Source organism: Streptomyces sp. NPDC090106, from assembly GCF_044747265.1.
Classification (GTDB): Bacteria; Actinomycetota; Actinomycetes; order Streptomycetales; family Streptomycetaceae; genus Streptomyces.
In genome coordinates, this window is record NZ_JBIVDS010000002.1 from 756,562 (window position 1) to 778,996 (window position 22,435).

At 71.1% G+C, this 22,435-nt stretch carries 16 protein-coding genes; 12 read left to right on the forward strand and 4 right to left on the reverse strand.

The annotated features are described in order from the left end of the window. The first annotated feature begins 302 nt into the window (after positions 1-302). From ACIPSE_RS08955 to serA, 5 genes are all read left to right on the forward strand, one after another. Positions 303-3,329, forward strand: a complete 3,027-nt coding sequence (locus ACIPSE_RS08955; RefSeq protein ID WP_401659223.1) for a putative bifunctional diguanylate cyclase/phosphodiesterase — start codon at positions 303-305, stop codon at positions 3,327-3,329. A gap of 231 nt (positions 3,330-3,560) precedes the next feature. Continuing rightward, positions 3,561-5,405 carry an acetolactate synthase large subunit gene (locus tag ACIPSE_RS08960; protein WP_401659226.1) on the forward strand — a complete coding sequence of 615 codons (1,845 nt, stop codon included), beginning with the start codon at positions 3,561-3,563 and terminating at the stop codon, positions 5,403-5,405. 35 nt (positions 5,406-5,440) lie between these two features. After that, complete coding sequence (ilvN, locus tag ACIPSE_RS08965; protein WP_401659229.1) at positions 5,441-5,965, forward strand: acetolactate synthase small subunit; 525 nt, start codon at positions 5,441-5,443, stop codon at positions 5,963-5,965. Positions 5,966-6,079: 114 nt separating this feature from the next. Then, entirely contained in the window at positions 6,080-7,078 is a 999-nt protein-coding gene (gene ilvC, locus ACIPSE_RS08970) for a ketol-acid reductoisomerase (protein ID WP_401659232.1), read from the forward strand. A gap of 256 nt (positions 7,079-7,334) precedes the next feature. Continuing rightward, entirely contained in the window at positions 7,335-8,924 is a 1,590-nt protein-coding gene (serA, locus tag ACIPSE_RS08975) for a phosphoglycerate dehydrogenase (protein WP_401659235.1), read from the forward strand. Positions 8,925-9,007: 83 nt separating this feature from the next. Here the strand turns inward: serA and ACIPSE_RS08980 are convergent, their stop codons facing one another. Beyond that, positions 9,008-10,522 carry an MFS transporter gene (locus ACIPSE_RS08980; protein WP_401659238.1) on the reverse strand — a complete coding sequence of 505 codons (1,515 nt, stop codon included), beginning with the start codon at positions 10,520-10,522 and terminating at the stop codon, positions 9,008-9,010. A gap of 86 nt (positions 10,523-10,608) precedes the next feature. Here ACIPSE_RS08980 and ACIPSE_RS08985 point away from each other — a divergent pair, with 86 nt between their 5' ends. Further along, positions 10,609-11,187, forward strand: a complete 579-nt coding sequence (locus ACIPSE_RS08985) for a TetR/AcrR family transcriptional regulator (RefSeq protein ID WP_401659241.1) — start codon at positions 10,609-10,611, stop codon at positions 11,185-11,187. 22 nt (positions 11,188-11,209) lie between these two features. Here ACIPSE_RS08985 and ACIPSE_RS08990 read toward each other — a convergent pair whose 3' ends face one another. Next, on the reverse strand, positions 11,210-12,400 hold the full coding sequence (locus ACIPSE_RS08990) for a PucR family transcriptional regulator (RefSeq protein ID WP_401659244.1): 1,191 nt from the start codon (positions 12,398-12,400) through the stop codon (positions 11,210-11,212). Between the two features lie 163 nt (positions 12,401-12,563). On the opposite strand from ACIPSE_RS08990, the gene ACIPSE_RS08995 reads away from it, so the two are divergent. From ACIPSE_RS08995 to ACIPSE_RS09005, 3 genes are all read left to right on the forward strand, one after another. Continuing rightward, positions 12,564-13,490: a proline dehydrogenase family protein gene (locus tag ACIPSE_RS08995; RefSeq protein WP_401659246.1), complete on the forward strand. Its 927-nt coding sequence runs from the start codon at positions 12,564-12,566 to the stop codon at positions 13,488-13,490. A 254-nt stretch (positions 13,491-13,744) separates the two neighbouring features. Next, positions 13,745-15,376 (forward strand): L-glutamate gamma-semialdehyde dehydrogenase, encoded by a 1,632-nt coding sequence (gene pruA / locus ACIPSE_RS09000; protein WP_401659248.1) that lies wholly within the window; start codon positions 13,745-13,747, stop codon positions 15,374-15,376. 319 nt (positions 15,377-15,695) lie between these two features. Then, positions 15,696-15,827: a hypothetical protein gene (locus ACIPSE_RS09005; RefSeq protein ID WP_020121043.1), complete on the forward strand. Its 132-nt coding sequence runs from the start codon at positions 15,696-15,698 to the stop codon at positions 15,825-15,827. A gap of 54 nt (positions 15,828-15,881) precedes the next feature. Here the strand turns inward: ACIPSE_RS09005 and ACIPSE_RS09010 are convergent, their stop codons facing one another. Continuing rightward, on the reverse strand, positions 15,882-17,456 hold the full coding sequence (locus tag ACIPSE_RS09010) for a purple acid phosphatase family protein (protein WP_401659252.1): 1,575 nt from the start codon (positions 17,454-17,456) through the stop codon (positions 15,882-15,884). Between the two features lie 143 nt (positions 17,457-17,599). Between ACIPSE_RS09010 and ACIPSE_RS09015 the strand changes: the two genes are divergently transcribed. Beyond that, a complete protein-coding gene (locus tag ACIPSE_RS09015; protein ID WP_401659255.1) occupies positions 17,600-18,643 on the forward strand; it encodes a 3-isopropylmalate dehydrogenase in 1,044 nt (347 codons plus the stop codon). A gap of 243 nt (positions 18,644-18,886) precedes the next feature. After that, a complete protein-coding gene (locus ACIPSE_RS09020; RefSeq protein WP_401659257.1) occupies positions 18,887-19,978 on the forward strand; it encodes a branched-chain amino acid aminotransferase in 1,092 nt (363 codons plus the stop codon). A gap of 218 nt (positions 19,979-20,196) precedes the next feature. Here the strand turns inward: ACIPSE_RS09020 and ACIPSE_RS09025 are convergent, their stop codons facing one another. Continuing rightward, complete coding sequence (locus tag ACIPSE_RS09025; RefSeq protein ID WP_401659260.1) at positions 20,197-21,633, reverse strand: cytosine permease; 1,437 nt, start codon at positions 21,631-21,633, stop codon at positions 20,197-20,199. 123 nt (positions 21,634-21,756) lie between these two features. Here ACIPSE_RS09025 and ureA point away from each other — a divergent pair, with 123 nt between their 5' ends. Then, entirely contained in the window at positions 21,757-22,434 is a 678-nt protein-coding gene (gene ureA / locus ACIPSE_RS09030) for an urease subunit gamma (RefSeq protein WP_401659263.1), read from the forward strand. The last annotated feature ends 1 nt before the right edge of the window (position 22,435 follow it).

The following is a 22,435-nucleotide window of genomic DNA, read 5'->3' on the forward strand; positions in this document are numbered from 1 at the left end:
AGTGACGAGACTGGTGTATCGTCCCGACAGGGGCTGCGCCGCGCACCGTTCGGCGCCGGGGATGGACACGTGAGACTGTGAGGGGGGCGACGGGCGATGCACGGCCTATGGACGAACGATCCGACGCGGCGGAGCAGCCGGCGGCGACCCTGGCGCACCGCGGCGCCCAGACGCGGTCGCCACGGCGGCCACAACTGCCGTCACAGCCACCACCACCGCAGGCATCACAGCCGCAAGAGGCACACGCACCCAGCGGCCCGGGAGTCGCTGGACCCCGGAGCGCGGCGGACCTGGAGGGTCCGGTGAGCTCCCCGCCGCCTCCCACGACCACCCTCAACGGAGCGCTGCGCGCCGAGACTTCACCGAGGGCGTCCTCGTCAGGGGTGCCGTTGCCCCGCCCGCCCGCACCGGGCGGAATGACGAGCCTGGTCCACCAGCTCGTCCTCGCCCTGGTCTGCGCGGGATACGCCGTCGGTTCCGCGCTCGGCTGGGGTTCGGCGGAACTCGCCCTGATCATGGGCGACTTCGGACTCAGCGCCGCGGCCGGCCTGGCCGCCGTGTCCTGCTTCCTCTACGCCCGTCGCCGCCGTGTCCGGTTTCGGCCGGCCTGGCTGCTGTTCGCCCTCTCCTCCACCATGGCCTCCCTCGGCAACCTCATCTGGGGCTGGTACGAGGTGGTCCTCAAGGAGCCGGTGCCCAGCCCGAGTTACGCCGACGGGTTCTTCCTGTGCTTCGCGCCGCCCGCCATCGTGGGCCTGCTGGTCCTCGCCAAACGGCCGGTGACCAAGGCGGGTTGGGTCTGTCTCGGCCTCGACGCCTGGCTGATCGGCGGCTCCCTGCTCACACTGTCGTGGAGCCTCGCTCTCGCCCAGGCCGCCAAGGCCGACTCCGGTGCCGGGGCGAGCGTCTCGCACACCGCGCTGTCGCTGGCGTACCCGCTGCTGGACATCGCGCTCGTCTCCATGGTGCTCGCGCTGCACTTCCGGCGCTCGGCGGTCAACCGGTCCGCGGTGAACACCGCGATCGGCGCGCTCGCCCTGACCGTGATGTGCGACGCCCTGTTCACCTCGCCGCTGCTGCACAACAACTACCGCTCCGGCCAGCTCCTGGACGCGGGCTGGTTCGCGGGCTCCCTGCTCCTCGCCTACGCCCCCTGGGTCGCCCCGCGCCACGGGCCCGCCGACGAGGAGCACCGCTCGCCCACGCGCGTGGTCCACGAACACCTGCCGAGGCAGCGCGGCATCCAGCACCAGCAGCCCGCGCAGGGGGCCGATCACGGCCGGTCCCCGGTCGCCCGGCCCATCGCCGGTTCGCTGGCCGCCCTGACGCCCTATCTCGCCGCCGCCGTCTGCACGTTGGGCATCCTCTACAACGTCCTCAACGGCCGCAGTGTCGACCGGGTCGTCCTCATCACGTGCGGCACCGTCGTCCTCGCCCTCGTGGTGCGCCAGGGCATCATGCTGCTCGACAACATCACCCTCACCCAGGAACTGGCGCAGAAGGAGAACCACTTCCGCTCCCTGGTGCAGGGCTCCAGCGACGTCATCATGATCGCCGCGCCCAACGGCATGCTCCGCTACGTCTCCCCGGCCGCCGCCGGCGTCTACGGACGGTCCGCCGAGGAACTGGTGGGCACCGAGCTGGCCCACCTCATCCACCCGGAGGACCTGGGCTGCGTGGTGCACGAGGTGCGCCGCTTCCTCGCCGCCAGCCCGCCGGAGGAACCGACGACCCGGATCGAGTGCCGCTTCAAGTCCGGTGACGGCGGCTGGCTCAACGTCGAGTCCACCGTCAACCGCCACCACGGCGGCCTCATCTTCAACAGCCGGGACGTCACCGAGCGGGTGCGCCTCCAGGCGCAGCTCCAGCACAACGCCGAGCACGACCCGCTCACCGACCTGCCCAACCGCGCCCTGTTCACCCGGCGCGTCCAGCAGGCCCTGTCCGGACGCCGCGCCTCCGACCGGGGCACCGCCGTCCTCTTCATCGACCTCGACGGCTTCAAGGCCGTCAACGACACGATCGGGCACCAGGCCGGGGACGAACTGCTCGTCCAGGCCGCCCGCAGACTCCAGGACGCGGTCCGTCACGGCGACACCGCCTCCCGGCTCGGCGGCGACGAGTTCGCGGCGCTGATCGTCGGCGACGGCACCCGGGACCGCTCCGCGCGCGAGCGGCACATAGTGGAACTGGCCGACCGGCTCAGGATCACCCTCTCCCAGCCCTACCTCATCGACGGCAACGATGTCCGGGTCGCCGCCTCCATCGGCGTCGCGTTCTCCGAGCCGGGCCTCGGCGCGGGCGAGATCCTGCGCAACGCCGACCTCGCGATGTACCGCGCCAAGTCCGCCGGAAAGGGCCGCGTCGAGCTGTACGCGCCGCAGATGCAGCAGGACGTCGTGCGCAAGGCGGAACTCGCCACGCGTCTGCGGGCCGCGCTGCACGACGGCGAGTTCGCGCTGCTGCACCAGCCGGTGGTGTGCCTCCAGGACGGCCGGATCTCGTCGGTCTCCGCCCAGGCGCGCTGGCGGTCCTCGCAGGGAGTCCTGTTCACGCCCGCGGAGTTCCTGCGGGTCGCCGAGGACAACGACAGGACGCAGGAACTCGGCCGCTGGATCCTCGAAGAGGCCGTCGAGCGGGCCGCCGAGCGCACCGCCACCGGGCTCGCCGTCCCCGTGACGGTCCGGATGAGCGCCCGGCGGATGCTGGACCGCTCGCTGCCCCTCGGCTCGGTCGAGGCCCTGCTGACCCGGCACGGACTGCCGTCCGGCTCGCTGGTGATCGAGCTGTCCGACACCGACCCCCGGGTCTCCCTGGACGAGCTGGAGCGCCGGCTGGCGGCCCTGCGCCGGCTCGGCGTACGGATCGCGCTCGACGGCTTCGGCAGCGGTTACGCCGCGATCACGGCGCTGCGCAGACTCCCCGTGGACGTCCTCAGACTCGACCGCGGTCTGGTCGAGGGCGTGGTGGAGTCGGCGCGGCTGCACAAGATCACCAGCGGGCTGCTGAGGATCGCCTCGGACCTCGGGCTCCAGTCCGTGGCGGACGGGGTGGATCTGCCCGAGCAGGTCGTCGCGCTGCGGGAGATGGGCTGCACGCACGGCCTCGGCATGGCCTTCTCCGGTCCGCTGGACGAGTACCGGCTGCGCCGGGCGCTGGCCCTCGGCCGCTATCCCGTACCTGACACAGACGCGGAGCCGGCGTTCGCGGGGGGTGGCCCCGGGGTGTACACAAGTGGTGTCCCCGCCGTCCTGGGAGGCGGCACCGCTGTTCTCGGAGGCGGCAGTGCCCTGCGTTCACATAATGAGACTCCCGTCCCACCCACTTGACACGTGGTGCGCGCCGGGGGGAGGGTCAGTGCCATGCGCACCCGAATTCTCGTACTTGGAAAGCGCGTCGGCTGAAGCTGAGCCCTCGACCGCTCAGCGACCACCTCCGGCGCGCTCCCCTCGCTTGCCTTATGGCACGAGGGGTTTTTTGTTGCACTAGCTCCGCTAGAGCGACAGAAGAAGACCGTTCAAACCTCGCAAAAAACCCTCAGCATCGAGAAGAGACTGACGATGACCGAGCAGGCCACCGGGGCCCATCCGCAGCCGCGGCCCCGATCCGGAGGACAGCAGTCCGCCCCCGAGAGCGTCACGGGCGCGAAGTCGCTCATCCGTTCGCTTGAGGAGGTCGGGGTCGACACGGTATTCGGCATCCCCGGCGGCACGATCCTGCCGGCGTACGACCCGATGATGGACTCCACCCGGGTGCGTCACGTCCTGGTCCGCCACGAGCAGGGCGCTGGTCACGCCGCCACCGGTTACGCGCAGGCCACCGGGAAGGTCGGCGTCTGCATGGCCACCTCGGGCCCGGGCGCGACCAACCTGGTCACCCCGATCGCGGACGCCAACATGGACTCGGTGCCGCTGGTCGCGATCACCGGCCAGGTGGTCTCCAAGGCCATCGGCACGGACGCCTTCCAGGAGGCGGACATCGTCGGCATCACCATGCCGATCACCAAGCACAGCTTCCTGGTCACCAAGGCCGAGGACATCCCGCGGATCATCGCGCAGGCGTTCCACATCGCCTCCACCGGCCGCCCGGGCCCGGTCCTGGTGGACATCCCCAAGGACATCCTCCAGGCGCAGACGACGTTCTCCTGGCCCCCGGTCATGGACCTGCCCGGCTACCGCCCGGTGACCAAGCCGCACGCCAAGCAGATCCGCGAGGCCGCGAAGCTCATCACCTCCGCCAAGCGGCCCGTCCTCTACGTCGGCGGCGGTGTCATCAAGGCACACGCCACCGCCGAGCTCAAGGTCCTCGCCGAGCTCACCGGAGCGCCCGTCACCACCACCCTGATGGCGCTCGGCGCATTCCCCGACAGCCACCCGCTGCACGTGGGAATGCCGGGCATGCACGGTGCGGTCACCGCCGTCACCGCGCTGCAGAAGGCCGACCTGATCGTCGCCCTCGGAGCCCGCTTCGACGACCGCGTCACCGGCAAGCTGGACAGCTTCGCCCCGCACGCCAAGATCGTCCACGCCGACATCGACCCCGCGGAGATCGGCAAGAACCGTGTCGCGGACGTGCCGATCGTCGGTGACGCCCGCGAGGTCATCGCCGACCTCGTCCAGGCGGTCCAGAAGGAGCACAGCGAGGGCCACCAGGGCGACTACACCGCCTGGTGGAAGGACCTCAACCGCTGGCGCGAGACGTACCCGCTGGGCTACGAGAAGCCGGACAACGGCCAGCTCTCCCCGCAGCAGGTCATCCAGCGCATCGGCCAGCTCGCACCCGAGGGCACGATCTTCGCCGCGGGTGTCGGCCAGCACCAGATGTGGGCCGCGCACTACATCGAGTACGAGAAGCCCGCGACCTGGCTGAACTCCGGCGGCGCCGGGACGATGGGCTACGCGGTCCCGGCCGCGATGGGCGCCAAGGCCGGTGCCCCGGACCAGACGGTCTGGGCGGTCGACGGCGACGGCTGCTTCCAGATGACCAACCAGGAACTCACCACCTGCGCCCTGAACAACATCCCGATCAAGGTCGCCGTCATCAACAACGGCGCCCTCGGGATGGTCCGCCAGTGGCAGACCCTCTTCTACAACCAGCGGTACTCCAACACCGTGCTCCACAGCGGCCCGGACGACGTCAACCCCGACGCCCGCGGCACCCGCGTGCCCGACTTCGTGAAGCTGTCGGAGGCCATGGGCTGCTACGCGATCCGCTGCGAGGACCCCGCCGACCTCGACAAGGTCATCGAAGAGGCGAACTCCATCAACGACCGCCCCGTCGTCGTCGACTTCATCGTCCACGAGGACGCCATGGTGTGGCCGATGGTCGCCGCCGGCACCTCCAACGACGAGATCCTCGCCGCCCGGGACGTCCGCCCCGACTTCGGCGACAGCGAAGACGACTGAGAGCCGTCAGGACTTTCAAGCAGAGGAAGCACACCATGTCCAAGCACACGCTCTCCGTCCTGGTGGAGAACAAGCCGGGCATCCTCGCCCGCATCGCCGCGCTGTTCTCCCGCCGCGGCTTCAACATCGACTCGCTCGCCGTCGGAGTCACCGAGCACGCCGACATCTCCCGCATCACGATCGTGGTGAGCGTCGAGGCGCTGCCCCTCGAACAGGTCACCAAGCAGCTCAACAAGCTCGTCGAGGTGCTCAAGATCGTCGAGCTGGAGCCGTCCCACGCGGTGCAGCGCGAACTCGTTCTGGTGAAGGTGCGCGCCGACAACGAGACGCGCTCGCAGATCGTCGAGATCGTCCAGCTGTTCCGCGCCAAGACGGTCGACGTCTCCCCGGAGGCCGTCACCATCGAGGCCACCGGCTCCAGCGACAAGCTGGAGGCCATGCTGAAGATGCTGGAGCCCTTCGGCATCAAGGAGCTCGTCCAGTCCGGCACCATCGCCATCGGCCGCGGCGCGCGCTCGATCACGGACCGTTCGCTGCGCGCACTCGACCGGAGCGCGTAAGGCTGTAGGGGCGTCGGCCCAGGCCGGCGCCCGTATGGCGAGACCCCGAAACTTCCCTTCCGCCCGCCGTCATACGGTGGGACGCAACACCTGCACTCAAGGAGAGAACCCAAAGTGGCCGAGCTGTTCTACGACGCCGACGCCGACCTGTCCATCATCCAGGGCCGCAAGGTCGCGGTCATCGGTTACGGCAGCCAGGGCCACGCCCACGCGCTGTCGCTGCGCGACTCGGGTGTCGACGTCCGTGTCGGTCTGCACGAGGGCTCCAAGTCCAAGGCCAAGGCCGAGGAGCAGGGCCTGCGCGTGGTGACCCCGGCCGAGGCCGCCGCCGAGGCCGACGTGATCATGATCCTGGTGCCGGACCCGATCCAGGCCCAGGTCTACGAGGAGTCCATCAAGGACAACCTCAAGGACGGCGACGCGCTGTTCTTCGGGCACGGCCTGAACATCCGCTTCGACTTCATCAAGCCCCCGGCCGGCGTCGACGTCTGCATGGTCGCCCCCAAGGGCCCGGGCCACCTCGTCCGCCGCCAGTACGAGGAAGGCCGCGGCGTGCCCTGCATCGCCGCCGTCGAGCAGGACGCCACGGGCAACGCCTTCGCGCTCGCCCTGTCGTACGCCAAGGGCATCGGCGGCACCCGCGCGGGCGTCATCAAGACGACCTTCACCGAGGAGACCGAGACCGACCTGTTCGGTGAGCAGGCCGTCCTCTGCGGTGGCACCGCCGCCCTGGTCAAGGCCGGTTTCGAGACGCTGACCGAGGCCGGCTACCAGCCGGAGATCGCGTACTTCGAGTGCCTGCACGAGCTGAAGCTGATCGTCGACCTCATGTACGAGGGCGGCCTGGAGAAGATGCGCTGGTCGATCTCCGAGACCGCCGAGTGGGGCGACTACGTCACCGGCCCGCGCATCATCACGGACGCCACCAAGGCCGAGATGAAGAAGGTCCTCGCCGAGATCCAGGACGGCACCTTCGCCCGTGAGTGGATGGCCGAGTACCACGGCGGTCTGAAGAAGTACAACGAGTACAAGCAGCAGGACTCCGAGCACCTCCTGGAGACCACCGGCAAGCAGCTGCGCAAGCTGATGAGCTGGGTGAACGAGGAGGCGTAAGCCCTCGTACAACAGGGCCGGAGCACATCGCTCCGGCCCTGTTGTCCAACCTGTCCGGCCACGGACGGGTGATCCTTCCGCGGAGGCGTAAAGCGGCTCATGCGGCGCCACTACACTGCTGCACTACATACGCGTCAGGCCCACAGCGTCGTGCGTCTTCCACGCGGCTCAAGCGGCCCCCTGCGCCGCGACACCCCTCCACCGCATGCGGCCGTCGGGACGGCCGTCCGCACGCATTGGACTTGTGAGGACTCACGTGAGCTCGAAACCCGTCGTACTCATCGCTGAAGAGCTGTCGCCCGCGACCGTCGACGCGCTCGGCCCCGACTTCGAGATCCGGCACTGCAACGGCGCGGACCGCGCCGAGCTGCTGCCCGCGATCGCCGAGGTCGACGCGATCCTGATCCGGTCGGCCACCAAGGTCGACGCCGAGGCGATCGCCGCGGCGAACAAGCTGAAGGTCGTCGCACGAGCCGGCGTCGGCCTGGACAACGTGGACGTCTCCGCCGCCACCAAGGCCGGCGTGATGGTCGTCAACGCCCCGACCTCCAACATCGTGACCGCCGCCGAGCTGGCCTGCGGTCTGCTGCTGGCCACCGCGCGCCACATCCCGCAGGCCAACACCGCCCTGAAGAACGGCGAGTGGAAGCGCAGCAAGTACACGGGTGTCGAGCTGGCCGAGAAGACCCTCGGTGTCGTCGGCCTCGGCCGCATCGGCGCGCTCGTCGCCCAGCGCATGTCCGCCTTCGGCATGAAGGTCGTCGCCTACGACCCCTACGTGCAGCCCGCGCGCGCCGCGCAGATGGGCGTGAAGGTCCTGTCGCTTGACGAGCTGCTCGAAGTCTCCGACTTCATCACCGTCCACCTGCCGAAGACCCCCGAGACCCTCGGTCTCATCGGCGACGAGGCGCTGCACAAGGTCAAGCCGAGCGTGCGGATCGTCAACGCCGCGCGCGGCGGCATCGTCGACGAGGCGGCGCTGTTCTCGGCGCTGAAGGAGGGCCGCGTCGCCGGCGCCGGCCTCGACGTGTACGCGAAGGAGCCCTGCACGGACTCCCCGCTGTTCCAGCTCGACGAGGTCGTCTGCACCCCGCACCTGGGCGCGTCCACGGACGAGGCGCAGGAGAAGGCCGGTATCGCGGTCGCCCGATCGGTGCGGCTCGCGCTCGCCGGTGAGCTGGTCCCGGACGCGGTCAACGTCCAGGGCGGTGTCATCGCCGAGGACGTCAAGCCGGGCCTGCCGCTCGCCGAGCGCCTCGGCCGCATCTTCACCGCCCTCGCGGGCGAGGTCGCGGTCCGTCTCGACGTCGAGGTGTACGGCGAGATCACCCAGCACGACGTGAAGGTGCTGGAGCTGTCCGCCCTCAAGGGTGTCTTCGAGGACGTCGTCGACGAGACCGTCTCGTACGTCAACGCCCCGCTGTTCGCGCAGGAGCGCGGCGTCGAGGTGCGGCTGACGACGAGCTCCGAGTCGAGCGACCACCGCAACGTCGTGACCGTGCGCGGCACGCTGTCCAGCGGTGAGGAGGTCGCGGTCTCCGGCACGCTGGCCGGCCCCAAGCACCTCCAGAAGATCGTGGCCGTCGGCGACTACGACGTGGACCTGGCGCTCGCCGACCACATGGTCGTCCTGCGCTACGAGGACCGTCCCGGTGTCGTCGGCACCGTCGGCCGGATCTTCGGCGAGGCCGGCATCAACATCGCCGGCATGCAGGTCGCCCGCGCGGCGGCCGGCGGCGAGGCGCTGGCCGTGCTGACCGTGGACGACACGGTCGCCGCGGGTGTGCTCACCGAGGTCGCCGCCGAGATCGGCGCCACGTCGGCCCGCGCGGTGAACCTGGTCTGACGCCGGGCGTCCGACACGCCTGACCGACAGGGGCGGGGCGGACCGAGGAACTCCCTCGGTCCGCCCCGCCCCTGTCGCGTCCGTCACGCGCACACCTTCGCGGCCTCCTCGCCCGCGGCGGGTTCGCGCACCTCCACGCCCCGCAGCGTGAGCGCGGCCAGGACCGCCGCCCCCGCCAGGACGACCGCCCCGGCGATCGCCGCGCCCTGCATCCCGCTGGTGAACGCCGCCCGCGCGGCCGTGGCGAGGCCCGGCACCCGGTCGGCGACGGCCAGCGCCCCGCCGAGGGTCTCGCGGGCCACGCCGGGCGCCGTGTCCGGCATGTCGTGGCGGTAGACGGCCGTACCGATCGAGCCGAGGAGCGCCATGCCCAGCGCGCCGCCGAACTCGGAGCCGGTCTCCATCAGGGAGGACGCGGTGCCGGCCCGTTCCACGGGGGCGGTGCCCAGGGCGAGGTCCATGATCTGGGACATCACGACGACCGCGCCGACGGCCAGGACGGCGCACGCGCTCAGCACCAGCCACAGCGAGTCCGTACCGGCGAGGGAGAGCAGGGCGAAGCCGCCCGAGGCGATCGCGAACCCCGCGGTGACGACGTGCGCGCGGTCCACGCCCCTGCCGACGAGCGCGGTCGCCACCGGCGCCGCCGCACCGATCGGCACCGACGGCAGCAGCGCCCACAGGGCCGCCTCCAGCGCGCTTTTGCCGAGCACCGACTGGAGGTACTGCGTGGTGAAGTACGCCGACCCCATGATCCCGAACGCGGACACCAGGTTCAGGGCGACGGACGGCGCGAAGCCCCGGCCGCGGAACAGGGCCGGGTCGATCATCGGTGCCGCGGTGGTGCGCTGGCGGTGCACGAACAGGGTCGCGAAGAGCAGCCCGACGGTGATCGAGACGACGTACCGGACGTTCCAGCCCTCGGAGGGGATCTCCTTGAGGCCGTAGACCACGGGGAGCACGGCGGCCATCGACAGCGGGACGCTCACCCAGTCGAAGCGTCCGGCCCGCGGGGTGCGCGACTCGGGCAGCAGAACCGGACCGAGGGCCAGCAGCAGGGCCATCGCGGGCAGGTTGACCAGGAAGACCGAGCCCCACCAGAAGAACTCGACGAGGACGCCGCTCATCACCGAGCCGAGCGCGATGCCGGCCGTCATCACGCCGGACCACACCCCGATCGCCTTGGCGCGCTGGCCGGGGTCGGTGAACATCGTGCGCAGCAGGGCCATCGTGGACGGCATCAGGGTCGCGCCGCCGACGCCGAGGACCGCGCGGGCCGCGATCAGGGTCTCGGCGCTGTTCGCGAAGGCGGCGACCAGGGACGCGGCGCCGAAGGCGGCGGCCCCGACCAGCAGGAGCCTGCGGTGGCCGACGCGGTCGCCGATCGAGCCCATCGTCATCAGCAGGCCGGCCAGGACGAACGCGTAGATGTCGAAGATCCAGAGCTGCTGGGTGCCGCTCGGCTCCAGGTCCGCGCTGATCGCCGGGACGGCGAAGTAGAGGACCGAGACATCCATCGAGACGAGCAGCAGCGGAAGCATCAGCACGCCGAGAGCGGTCCATTCACGGCGCCCGGCACGGGGCGGGTTCGTTGTCATGTCGGCGAATGTACAAGCGTCTTAAACGACTGTCTAGTACGGGCGTATAGGACGGTTGTATGGATCTGGTTGTAGGGTGGGGCGGCATGGGACACCGTGAGGATCTGCTCGAAGGCGCGAAGCGCTGCCTGCGCGCCAAGGGGTTCGCGCGCACGACCGCACGCGACATCGTCAAGGAGTCGGGGACCAACCTCGCCTCGATCGGCTACCACTACGGCTCGAAGGACAAGCTCCTCGCCGAGGCCTATGTCGCCCTGGTCGGCGATGTATCCGAGGACTGGGAGCCGACCGACGCCTTCCAGACCCCCGCCGGCTCCTTCGAGCGGTTCCAGGAGGTCTGGTCGGGCATCATCCGCACCATGCGCGAGCCCGACTCCATCTGGCACCTCAGCATGGAGATCATCGCCATGGGGGATCAACTGCCCGAGGTGCGCGACCACTTGGCGCACGCCCAGCGCGAGGCCGCCCGCGGACTCCTGCCGCTGTTCCTCGGCGGCCGGGAGGAGGACGTCACGGACGAGGACGTCGACTCCGCCGGCCAGCTCTACAACACCCTGATGACCGGGCTCATCGCCCAGTGGACCTTCGACCCGAAGACCGCGCCCGGCGCGGAGCAGCTCACCGCGGGACTGCGCCGGGTCGTCGAGGCCACCGACCGCACCTGACGCGGCCCGCACCGGCGGGCCGTCAGGCCAGCCGGGCGCCCTTCAGTGCCATGTGCAGCAGCAGACGGTGCTCGCCGTCGTCGAGGTCGAGGCCGGTGAGCTGCTCCACACGCGAGAGCCGGTAGTAGAGCGTCTGGCGGTGGATGCCGAGCGCGGCGGCCGTGCGGGCGGCCTGGCCCGCGCAGTCGAGGTACGTCTCGGCGGTCCGGGCGAGTTCGCGGTGCGCGGGGGAGAGCAGGGGGCGCACGGCGGGGTCGGGGTCGCCGTCCGCCGGCAGCGAGGTCAGCAGCCGGTACGGACCGATCGCCGACCACTCCGCGACCGGCCCGAGCGACGGTTCGGCGAGCGCCGCGCGGGCCGCCGCCGACGCCTCCTGCCAGGCCCCGGCGAGGTCGGTGAGGCCGTCGCGCGGGGTGCCGGCACCGACGGCCCGGGCGCCCGGGGCGACGGACAGCAGGCGCTGCGCCGCCGCGAGCGCGGGCGCGTGGACGTCCGGCGCGCGCAGCCGGACCAGCACCGCCAGACACCGGGACGTCCCGTTCCACGGCAGCGTGCACAGAGCCGTCGTGTGCGGCACCGTACGGGCGGACGGGGCGTCGTCCGGATCGGCGGCCGGCCAGGGGGCGACGCACAGCACGGTGTGGGGACCGTCGGCGCGCGGGCCGAGCGCGGTGCGGAACGCGGCCAGCGCCATGTCGCCCTGCCAGCCCCGCCCGGCGGTCAGCACCGCGCGCAGCTCCCGGCTCAGATCCGCTCCGTGCTGCGCCTCGTCCGCGAGCAGCGCGCCGATCCGGTCGGTGACCCGCATGGCCGCCGCCAGTTGGGGGTCGGTGGGCCCGGGGTCGTCGTCCAGCAGCCAGACGTAGCCGAGGACGACCCCCTTGTGCCGTACCGGCAGACAGATCCGCCCCCGGTACACGCCCGCCTCCGGGGTCGGCGGGATGCGGACGGGCCCGGTGGCCCGGGTGATGCCGAAGCCCTCGAACCAGGTCCTGACCGCCGCCGTGGAGCGCCGGGTGAGGATCGACCGGGTGCGCACCGGGTCCAGCGCGGTCGGATCGAGGTCGCCCTCGCTGTCGTACGCGCCGAACGCGATCAGTTCGAAGTCGCGGTTCTCCAGGGTCGCCGGGGCGCCGAGCAGCTCGGAGAGCTCGTCGACGAGTTCCTGGTAGTCACCCTTGTGGTCGGTCGGCACCCGGCCATTCTCCCGCATGATTCCGGCCTCTTCATACATCTGTCTGAGATCCGGCGCACGGATGCGTGACAGGTGTCGATGGCTCACGATCGGAGAGATCCCTAGGTTTCACGGTGGTTCCCCGTGCCGTTCCCGTACCGCTGGGTACCGGCCCGTTCCCGCTGGTTTGTGGAGGTGCCCCGTGCTGGGTCCCGTGATTCTTGCCGCGTCGCGCAGCGACCGGATGCGCCGCCTGATCTCGGCCGCCCCGGTGACCAAGCAGGTCGTGGACCGGTTCATCCCCGGTGAGACCGTCGGCGACATCGTGCCGATCATCGAGGAGCTCACCGGCAAGGGCCTGGAGCTCACCATGGACGTGGTGGGCGAGGACATCACCCGCCCCGAGCAGGCCGCCGCCGCCCGCGACGCCTACCTCGCCCTCGTCGACCGCCTCAAGGAGCTCGACCTCGGCCCCCGCGTCGAGATGTCCGTGAAGCTGTCCATGTTCGGGCAGGCGCTGGAGGGCGGCCACGAGCTCGCCCTCGCCAACGTCCGGCCGGTCGTCGAGGCCGCCGCGGCCATCGGGACGACCGTCACGCTCGACGCCGAGGACCACACCACCCTCGACTCGATGTTCGCCATCCACGACACCCTGCGTGAGGACTTCCCGCAGACCGGCTGCGTGATCCAGGCCTACCTGTTCCGCACCGAGGCCGACGCCCGCCGCCTCGCCGCGAACGGAAGCCGGGTGCGCCTGGTCAAGGGCGCCTACAAGGAGCCCGCCGAGGTCGCCTACCAGCAGAAGAACGAGATCGACAAGGCGTACGTCCGCGTCCTCAGGATCCTGATGGAGGGCGAGGGCTACCCGATGATCGGCTCCCACGACCCGCGGCTGATCTCCGTCGCGCAGGAGCTGGCACGGCGAGCCGGGCGCAAGCTGGACGAGTACGAGTTCCAGATGCTGTACGGCATCCGCGGCGACGAGCACCTGCGGCTCGCCGCGGAGGGCCACCGCATGCGCGTCTACACCGCCTACGGCACCGACTGGTACGGCTACTTCATGCGCCGCCTCGCCGAGAAGCCGGCCAACCTGCGCTTCTTCCTGCGCTCGATGATCAGCAAGGGGTGAGTCGCCGGGTGAGCGACGGCTGTCGGTCGCCGATGAGACTCGGAAACCGGCAGCCGCCGCTCCGCAGCCGGCTGAGCCGACCCAGATCCGAAGTCCGAAGGAGTTACGGATCTCGTGACTCCGCCCCCGAAGAGGCTTCTCACGTGCTTGCCGTGGCGAGTCCGTGATGGTCAAGCCCTGACCGCCGCTCACCCTACGCAACCGCCTCAGTCTCCCCCGGATGAAGCCCGGGAATCACTCGGAAGAGGTACCCCATGGACGCTGTGACCCAGGTCCCCACTCCCGTCAACGAGCCGGTGCACGGCTACGCCCCCGGCTCTCCCGAGCGTGCCCGGCTGGAGGCCAGGCTCAAGGAGCTGGCCGACAACCCGATCGACCTGCCGATGACGATCGGCGGCGAGAAGCGCCTCGGCGGCGGCGACGCCTTCCAGGTCGTGCAGCCCCACAACCACCGGGCGGTGCTGGGCACGTACCGCAACGCCACGCAGGCGGACGCCCAGGACGCCATCGACGCCGCCCTCGCCGCCGCCCCGGCCTGGCGCGCGCTGTCCTTCGACGACCGCGCCGCGATCATCCTGCGCGCCGCCGAACTCCTCGCCGGTCCCTGGCGCGAGACGCTGGCCGCGTCCACCATGCTGGGCCAGTCCAAGACCGCCCAGCAGGCCGAGATCGACACGCCCTGCGAGCTCGTCGACTTCTGGCGCTTCAACGTCCACTACGCCCGTCAGATCCTGGCCGAGCAGCCCCCGGCCAACTCCCCGGGCGTGTGGAACCGCATGGACCACCGCCCGCTGGAGGGCTTCGTCTACGCGATCACGCCGTTCAACTTCACGGCCATCGCGGGCAACCTGCCGACCGCCCCGGCCCTCATGGGCAACGTCGTCGTCTGGAAGCCGTCCCCGACACAGACCCACGCCGCCGTGCTGCTGATGCAGCTGCTGGAAGAGGCCGGTCTGCCGAAGGGCGTCATCAACCTCGTCACCGGCGACGGCATCGAGGTCTCCAAGGTCGCCCTGGAACACCGCGACCTGGCCGGCATCCACTTCACCGGCTCGACCAAGACCTTCCAGCACCTGTGGAAGACGGTCGGCAACAACATCGAGAAGTACCGCACTTACCCGCGTCTGGTCGGCGAGACCGGCGGCAAGGACTTCGTCGTCGCCCACCCGAGCGCCGACCGCGCGGTCCTCAAGACCGCCCTGACCCGCGGCTCCTTCGAGTACCAGGGCCAGAAGTGCTCCGCCAGCTCCCGCGCGTACATCCCGGCGTCCATCTGGAACGACGGTTTCCGCGAGGAGTTCGCCGCCGAGGTCGACGGCATCACCATGGGTGACGTCACCGACCTGTCGCACTTCATCGGCGCCCTCATCGACGACCGCTCGTTCGCCAAGAACAAGGCCGCGATCGACCGCGCCAAGGACGACGCGTCCTGCACGATCGTCGCGGGCGGCACGTACGACGACTCGGTCGGCTGGTTCGTCCGCCCGACCGTCATCGAGTGCACCGACCCGGCAAACGAGGTCTTCACGACCGAGTACTTCGGCCCGATCCTGGCCGTGCACGTCTACGAGGACGATCAGTACGACGCCGTGCTGGAGCAGATGGAGTCGGTCTCCGACTACGCGCTCACCGGCTCGGTCATCGCGGGCGACCGTGCCGCCGCCGCGTACACGATGGAGAAGCTCCGCTACGCCGCGGGCAACTTCTACATCAACGACAAGTCCACCGGCGCCGTCGTCGGCCAGCAGCCCTTCGGCGGCGGCCGTGCCTCCGGCACCAACGACAAGGCCGGTGCCCCGCAGAACCTGATGCGCTGGACCCTGACCCGCGCCATCAAGGAGACCCTGGTCCCGCCGACCGAGTACGGCTACCCGCACCAGGGCTGATCCACCGTCGCACCAAGAGAAGGGCCGGGCGTCTCGCCCGGCCCTTCTCGGTTTCCGCAGACGGCGGTCGACGGTGAAACCGCAGGTCGGAGCCGTGTGACCCATTCCACCGTCTCAGATAGTAGGAAGTCCGAGTAATTATGGAGACAGCGCGGCCGTCCTCACCTAGCTTGGTAGGAGCCGAACGTCTCGCTCGATCCAGCGAATGGCGGTCGTGAGCCGGGCCCCGTGCAGGCAACCCCTGCGGCCCCCGCTCCCCGCCCTCCGGCGTCTCGCAACCCCCCTGTGCACTCCAGGAATCCGAAGGAGTCGATTCCCCATGGCCGAGACGACCGCACGCCGCCGAGTCCGTCACACCTCCCGCACGAGCGAGTCCGACCGCAAGAACGCCGCGGCGGCCCTCCAGCGCGCCCTCGACCGCCGCGACAACGGCGGCTCGACCGGCCACTGAGCCGCAGCCGCACCCCCGTACCGGGAGCCGCACCCGCCGGGGTGCGGCGCGGCCTCATGCGCCGCGCCGCACCTCGAAATGGTCGATGCGGTCGCCGTCCTGGGCGAGCGCCGACACCGTGAGCCGTGCCGCCGTACCGCTCTCCACCCGCACCGACAGCAGCGAGAAGCCCCGGTAGCGCACCCGCGACCACTCCACCGCCTCCGTCTTCGCGGCCCGCGACCTGGTCCAGGAGAAGGTGTCCACCGCGTCCTCGTCGCGCACGTGCCCCTCGTAGCTCTCCCGGACGCCCGTCGGGAAGCCGTACAGGTCCTTGCCGCCGCCGCCCGCGGTGACGTACACCGTGCCGTCCCGTGTCGGGTCCGTCGACCCGCCGACCGGCACCCGCCGCCCCACCGTGCCGTCGCCCTTCACGGCGTCGGTCCGCTCGTACACATGGTTGTGGCCGTTGATCACCAGATCCACCTGGTGCTCGTCGAACAGCGGCAGCCACTCCTCGCGCACCCCGCCGTCCGAGGCGTGCGACGACGTCGAGTAGGCGCAGTGGTGGAAGAAGACGACCACGAAGTCGACGGCCGGGTCCGCGCGCAGCGCCGCCAGCCGCTCACCGAGCCACGCCGTCTGCTTCCCGCCGGTGTACCCGAGGTTGGCGGGGATCTCGTACGACACGTCGTTCGCGTCCAGGGCGACGAACGCGGCGTTGCCGTAGACGAAGGAGTACACGCCCGGCGCGGTCCGTGCGTCGAAGCCGGAGTCCGGCAGGGACCAGCGGGCGAGCTGGCCGCCGTAGCCGTCGGGGGAGTACCAGGCCTCCATGTCGTGGTTGCCGGTCGTCACCATCCACGGCACGGTCCGCGCCACCTGCTCGTTCTGCTTCAGGAACAGGTCCCAGTACGCGGGGTCGTAGCCGTCGGACTCGGCGCCCCGGCCGTTGACGTCGGCGTAGCAGATGTCGCCGGCGTGCAGATGGAAGGCGGGCTTCTGCTTCAGGACGAGATCGTCGCTCGCCGCCGCGGCCTTGCTCACGCCCTGGTCGCCGAAGGCGGTGAAGACGAACGAGGACGGGTTCGCGGGCGCCGTGCGGAACGAGGCGATGGTCCCGCGGTGCTCCGCCGCGGCCGGGTCGAAGCCGTCGTGGCCCACGCCGTAGTAGTACGTCGTGCCCGGCAGGAGGCGGTCCAGCGCCACGTGCACGTAGTACTGGTCGAGCGCCGCGCGGATGCCGTCGGTGCCCGGGGTGTGCAGGGCGCGGATCTCGGCGGCGGTCTTCTCGCCCAGCTCGTCGGGGCGGGTGCCGATCCGGACGTACGGGGCCCGCACCGCGGCCGGGACCTGCCAGGAGATCCGCATCTGGGTGCGCGGGTCGGCGCCGAAGGCGAGATGGCGGCCGAACGGGGCGACCGCCGAGCCGGGCGCGGTGGTGGCGGGGGAGGCCGGGCCCGGCGTACGGGACGGGGAACCGCCCGGGGAGGAGCCGTCCGAGCATCCCGTCAGGAGACCGCCCGCCACCGCGCCCGCCGTCACCAGGGCGCGGCGGCGGGTCAGCCTGGTGCGCAGGTACTCGTGCTGTTCCGCCATGCTCATCCGGCGGGCGAGCTGCGCGGGGATGCCGAAGTCGGGAAGGTCCATGCCGCTGAACTTCCCAGCGAACGCCAACAGCCGCCACTCGTACGGGTGAACGCCGGTCGAAGGGCAGGTGCCCGGACCGCCGGACTCGTCCACATCGCGGACAGGGCGTGTCATCCCATGGGACGAGGAGTAGGGTCTCGGGCATGTCTCGCAGCATCAATCTCGCAGTGATCCCCGGTGACGGCATCGGCCAGGAGGTCGTGGCCGAAGGTCTGAAGGTCCTCTCCGCCGTCCTTCCGCAGGATGTGAAGCTGGAGACCAAGGAGTACGACTTCGGCGCCCGGCGCTACCACGCCACCGGTGAGACCCTCACCGACGCCGACGCGGACGCCCTCAAGCAGCACGACGCGATCCTGCTCGGCGCGATCGGTGACCCGAGCGTTCCCTCCGGCGTGCTGGAGCGCGGCTTCCTGCTCAAGCTCCGCTTCCTCTTCGACCACCACGTCAACCTGCGTCCGTCGAAGCTCCTCCCGGGTGTCGCCACCCCGCTGGCCGGCGAGCCGGAGATCGACTTCGTCGTCGTCCGCGAGGGCACCGAGGGCCCCTACACCGGCAACGGCGGCACCATCCGCAAGGGCACCCCGCACGAGGTCGCCACCGAGGTCTCCGTGAACACGGCCTTCGGTGTCGAGCGCGTGGTCCGGGACGCCTTCGCCCGCGCCCAGGCCCGCCCCCGCAAGAAGCTCACGCTGGTCCACAAGAACAACGTGCTGTCCTTCGCGGGTCACCTGTGGACGAACGTCTTCAACCAGGTCGCCACGGAGTTCCCCGAGGTCACCACCGACTACATCCACGTCGACGCGGCGACCATCTACCTGGTCACCGACCCGGCGCGGTTCGACGTCATCGTCACCGACAACCTCTTCGGCGACATCATCACCGACCTCGCCGCGGCCGTCTCCGGCGGCATCGGCGTCGCGGCGAGCGGCAACATCAACCCCTCCCGCGAGTTCCCCTCGATGTTCGAGCCGGTCCACGGTTCCGCGCCCGACATCGCCGGCCAGGGCAAGGCCGACCCCACCGCCACGGTCCTGTCCGTCGCCCTGCTGCTGCGTCACCTCGGCTACGACGCGGAGGCCGACCGTATCGACGAGGCGGTCACCGCCGACCTCACCGAGCGTGCCGGCAAGCCCGCCCGCTCCACCTCCGAGATCGGCGACGCCCTCTCCGTACGAGTAGCCGGCTGACCCGCCGCGCACTTCGAAGCCGCCGGGTCGCACACGCACCCGGCGGCTTCCGTATGTCCCCCGCCGGGTGACACCATCAACCCCTGGGTCGCATTCACGCCGTTTTCTTCCACGGCGCCCCGCGCGCGATAATCGAACGCGGAGCCGCGGTATGAGGGAATGCTCGGACGTCCTAACACTGGCCACTGGCTGTAGAGGGCGTGAGCGCGGCCCGTCACTACAACCGGTGAAGGACAACCACTCATGACGACGCCCACGATCGAGCTCAAGCCCTCGGCCTCGCCACTCTCCGACGCGCAGCGCGCGGCGATCCTGGCCGAGCCCGGCTTCGGCCGCCACTTCACCGACCACATGGTCACCATCAAGTGGACCGAGGGCCGCGGCTGGCACGACGGTCAGCTCGTCCCGTACGCGCCGCTCTCCCTCGACCCGGCGACCATGGTCCTGCACTACGCGCAGGAGATCTTCGAGGGTCTCAAGGCCTACCGTCAGCCCGACGGCTCCGTCGCCACGTTCCGCCCCGAGAAGAACGCGCTGCGCTTCGCCGCCTCCGCCCGCCGCCTCGGCATGCCCGAGCTGCCGGTCGAGACGTTCATCGAGGCCTGCGACGCCCTGGTCGCGCAGGACGAGTCCTGGGTCCCGGCGCACGGCGGCGAGGAGTCCCTCTACCTCCGCCCGTTCATGATCGCCACCGAGGTCGGTCTCGGTGTGAAGCCCGCCAACGAGTACCTCTTCCTGGTCATCGCCTCCCCGGCCGGCGCCTACTTCCCCGGCGGCGTCAAGCCCGTCTCCATCTGGGTCTCCGAGGACCACGTCCGCGCCGTCCCCGGCGGCATGGGCGACGCCAAGACCGGCGGCAACTACGCCGCCTCCCTCCTCGCCCAGGCCGAGGCCGCCGAACAGGGCTGCGCCCAGGTCTGCTACCTCGACGCGGTCGAGCGCACCTGGGTCGAGGAACTCGGCGGCATGAACCTGTACTTCGTCTACGGCGACCGGATCGTCACGCCGACGCTCACCGGCTCCATCCTGGAGGGCGTCACCCGCGACTCCCTCCTCGCCGTCGCCCGTGACCTCGGCTACACGGCCGAGGAGGGCCGCGTCTCCGTCGACCAGTGGCAGCGCGACTCCGAGAACGGCACCCTCACCGAGGTCTTCGCCTGCGGCACCGCGGCCGTCATCACCCCCGTCGGCACCGTCAAGCGCACCGGTGCCCAGTGGCAGCAGGGCACCACCGGCGAACCCGGCGAGGTCACGCTCAGGCTCCGCCAGGCCCTGCTGGACATCCAGCGCGGCACGGCCGAGGACCACCACGGCTGGATGCACAAGCTGGGCTAGGCCGTCTTCCGCGAGGTCCCGCCCGCCCCGCCGGGCGGACAGCGGGACTTCGCGGACATGTCCCAGGTCCTCCCCGGTCCTCCTCGACGCGAGCCGGGCCCCACGGGGCCCGGTGGCGGTGGGGACGCCGGCCCCGGCCGCGCCGTCCGCCGGGGCGGCGGCCGGTTTCGGGTGCGGGTCGTGGAGGTCGTCCCGTGGTGGGAGTCGGAGGCGTGTCGTCAACTGTCGGCCGGTACCGGGACGGCCGGGTCGGGCTCCGTGGCCGTGGCGGCTTTCGCGGGGGCCGGGGCCAGGACGAGGTACGCGGCGCCGCCGACCAGTCCCGACAGCAGGAAGCTGCAGTCCACGCCGCCCGTCCACGCCAGCAGCGGACCCTGGTACGAGGGCAGCGAGACGGCGAGCAGGCCGACCGCCGCGCCCAGCGCCCACGCGACCGTCGCCGGGACGTTCCAGCCCCTGCGGAACCAGTAGACCCCGCCCCGCGCGCGGCGGTTGAAGACCTGGAGGGCCTCCGCGTCGTAGTCGCCGCGGCAGCGCCGGAAACCGATCAGCGTGATGACCGCCCAGGGCGTGCCGATGGCGGTGAGCAGCAGCACGAACGACGTCATCGCGTCCTGGGCCGTCGAGGCGTAGTGGCCCACGAACACACAGGCCGTCGCCACCACCGCCACCGCGCAGGTCGCCTGCGCCCGGGACGCGCGCGGCAGGATCGCGTCCAGGTCCAGGCCCATCGAGTACAGCATCAGCCCCGCGTTGCCGACCGACCCCGCGGACGCCGCCACCAGCAACGGGACCAGGTACCAGCCGGGCGAGGCCGACACCAGGGGCCCCGCGTAGTCCAGCGCCGCGCGCGCCGCGTACGCCGTGAAGGTGCCGAAGAGCTGCGGCACCAGCAGCCCGACGAGCAGCCCCAGCCAGGTCGCGCGCAGCACCCGGCGCGCGGAGTGGCGTACCGGCGAGATGTAGCGGGTGTAGTCGCCGAGCAGGGTGATGAAGGCGACCGGCCCCGAGAGGCCCGCGGCCACCGTCGCCAGGAGCCACGTCGGCCAGAAGCCGCCGAGCAGATAGCCGCCCGCCTCCGGCAGCGCCGCCGTGGTGAAGTCCGGGGCGTAGGCCGCCACGCCGAGCACGAGCAGCGCCGTCATGCCGATCGCCAGGACCCGGGACATCGCCAGCAGCACCCGGTAGCCGTACACCGCGCCCGCCACCGTCGCCGCCGCGAGCAGCCCGTAGACCACGGCGTACGACAGTCCGCTCGCCGGCAGGCCGACCAGCCGGCCCAGCACGCCCACCATCACGTCGCCGCCGATCCAGACGGTCAGCGCGGTGTAGCCGAGCGCCAGGAGCAGGCCCACCACCGAGCCGACCAGCCTGCCCCGGACGCCGAACTGGGCGCCGGAGGAGGTGGACAGGTTCGTCGCCGTGCGCAGGGAGACCAGGGCGAGCGGGGCCGTGAACGCCGTTCCGATCACGGTCCCGGCCACGATCGAGGTCACCGACGCCCACCAGCCCAGGCCGAACGACGGCGGCAGCCAGCCGAAGACGATCACGCCCAGGCAGAGGTTGGAGCCGAGCAGGATCGAGACGAGGTCGCGCGGCCCGCTGGTGCGTTCCCCGTCCGGGATGGTGTCGACTCCGCGCAGTTCCCTCGGCATACCTGGTCTCCTTCGGACGGCACTTAGAACGACACTCAATGTGAAGGCTCTCCATGTCGCCGTCAAGACTTCCTCTTTCCGGAACTGTTAATTAGAGTGACGTTCTAAACGAACGGAGGCGACATGCGGCTCACCCCCACCGAACGCGACCGGCTGCTGCTCTTCGGGGCCGCCGAACTGGCGCGGGCGCGGCGCGCCCGAGGGCTTCGGCTGAACGTGCCGGAGGCCACCGCGCTGATCGCGGACACGGTCTGCGAGGCGGCCCGCGACGGCGCCCGGCTCGCCGAGGCGATCGACCGCGCCCGCGCGGTCCTCGGCCCGGACGACGTGCTGCCCGGGGTCGCCGACGTCGTCACCGAAGTGCATGTCGAGGCCGTCTTCGACGACGGGTCACGGCTCGCGGTGGTCTCCGACCCCATCGGGGGCGGCCGACTCGGGGAAGCGGGTCCGGGCGCGCTGCTGCCGGGGCCCGCGCATCCCGAGACGGCGCCGGCCGACCGGCTGACGGTCACCAACACCGCGACCGTCCCCGTCTCCGTCACCTCCCACTTCCACTTCTTCGAGGCCAACCCGCGCCTCGACTTCGTCCGCGAGCGGGCCTACGGCATGCGCCTCGCCGTGCCCGCCGGGTCGTCGGTGCGGTTCGGGCCGGGGGAGAGCGTCGAGGTCGGGCTCGTGCCCCTCGGGGGCGAGCGGATCGCCATCGGCTTCGCCGGGCTCGTCGACGGGCCGCTGGACGCGCCGGGCGCGAAGGAAGAGGCCCTGCGCCGGGCCGCCGCCTGCGGATACCTGGGAGCTTGAG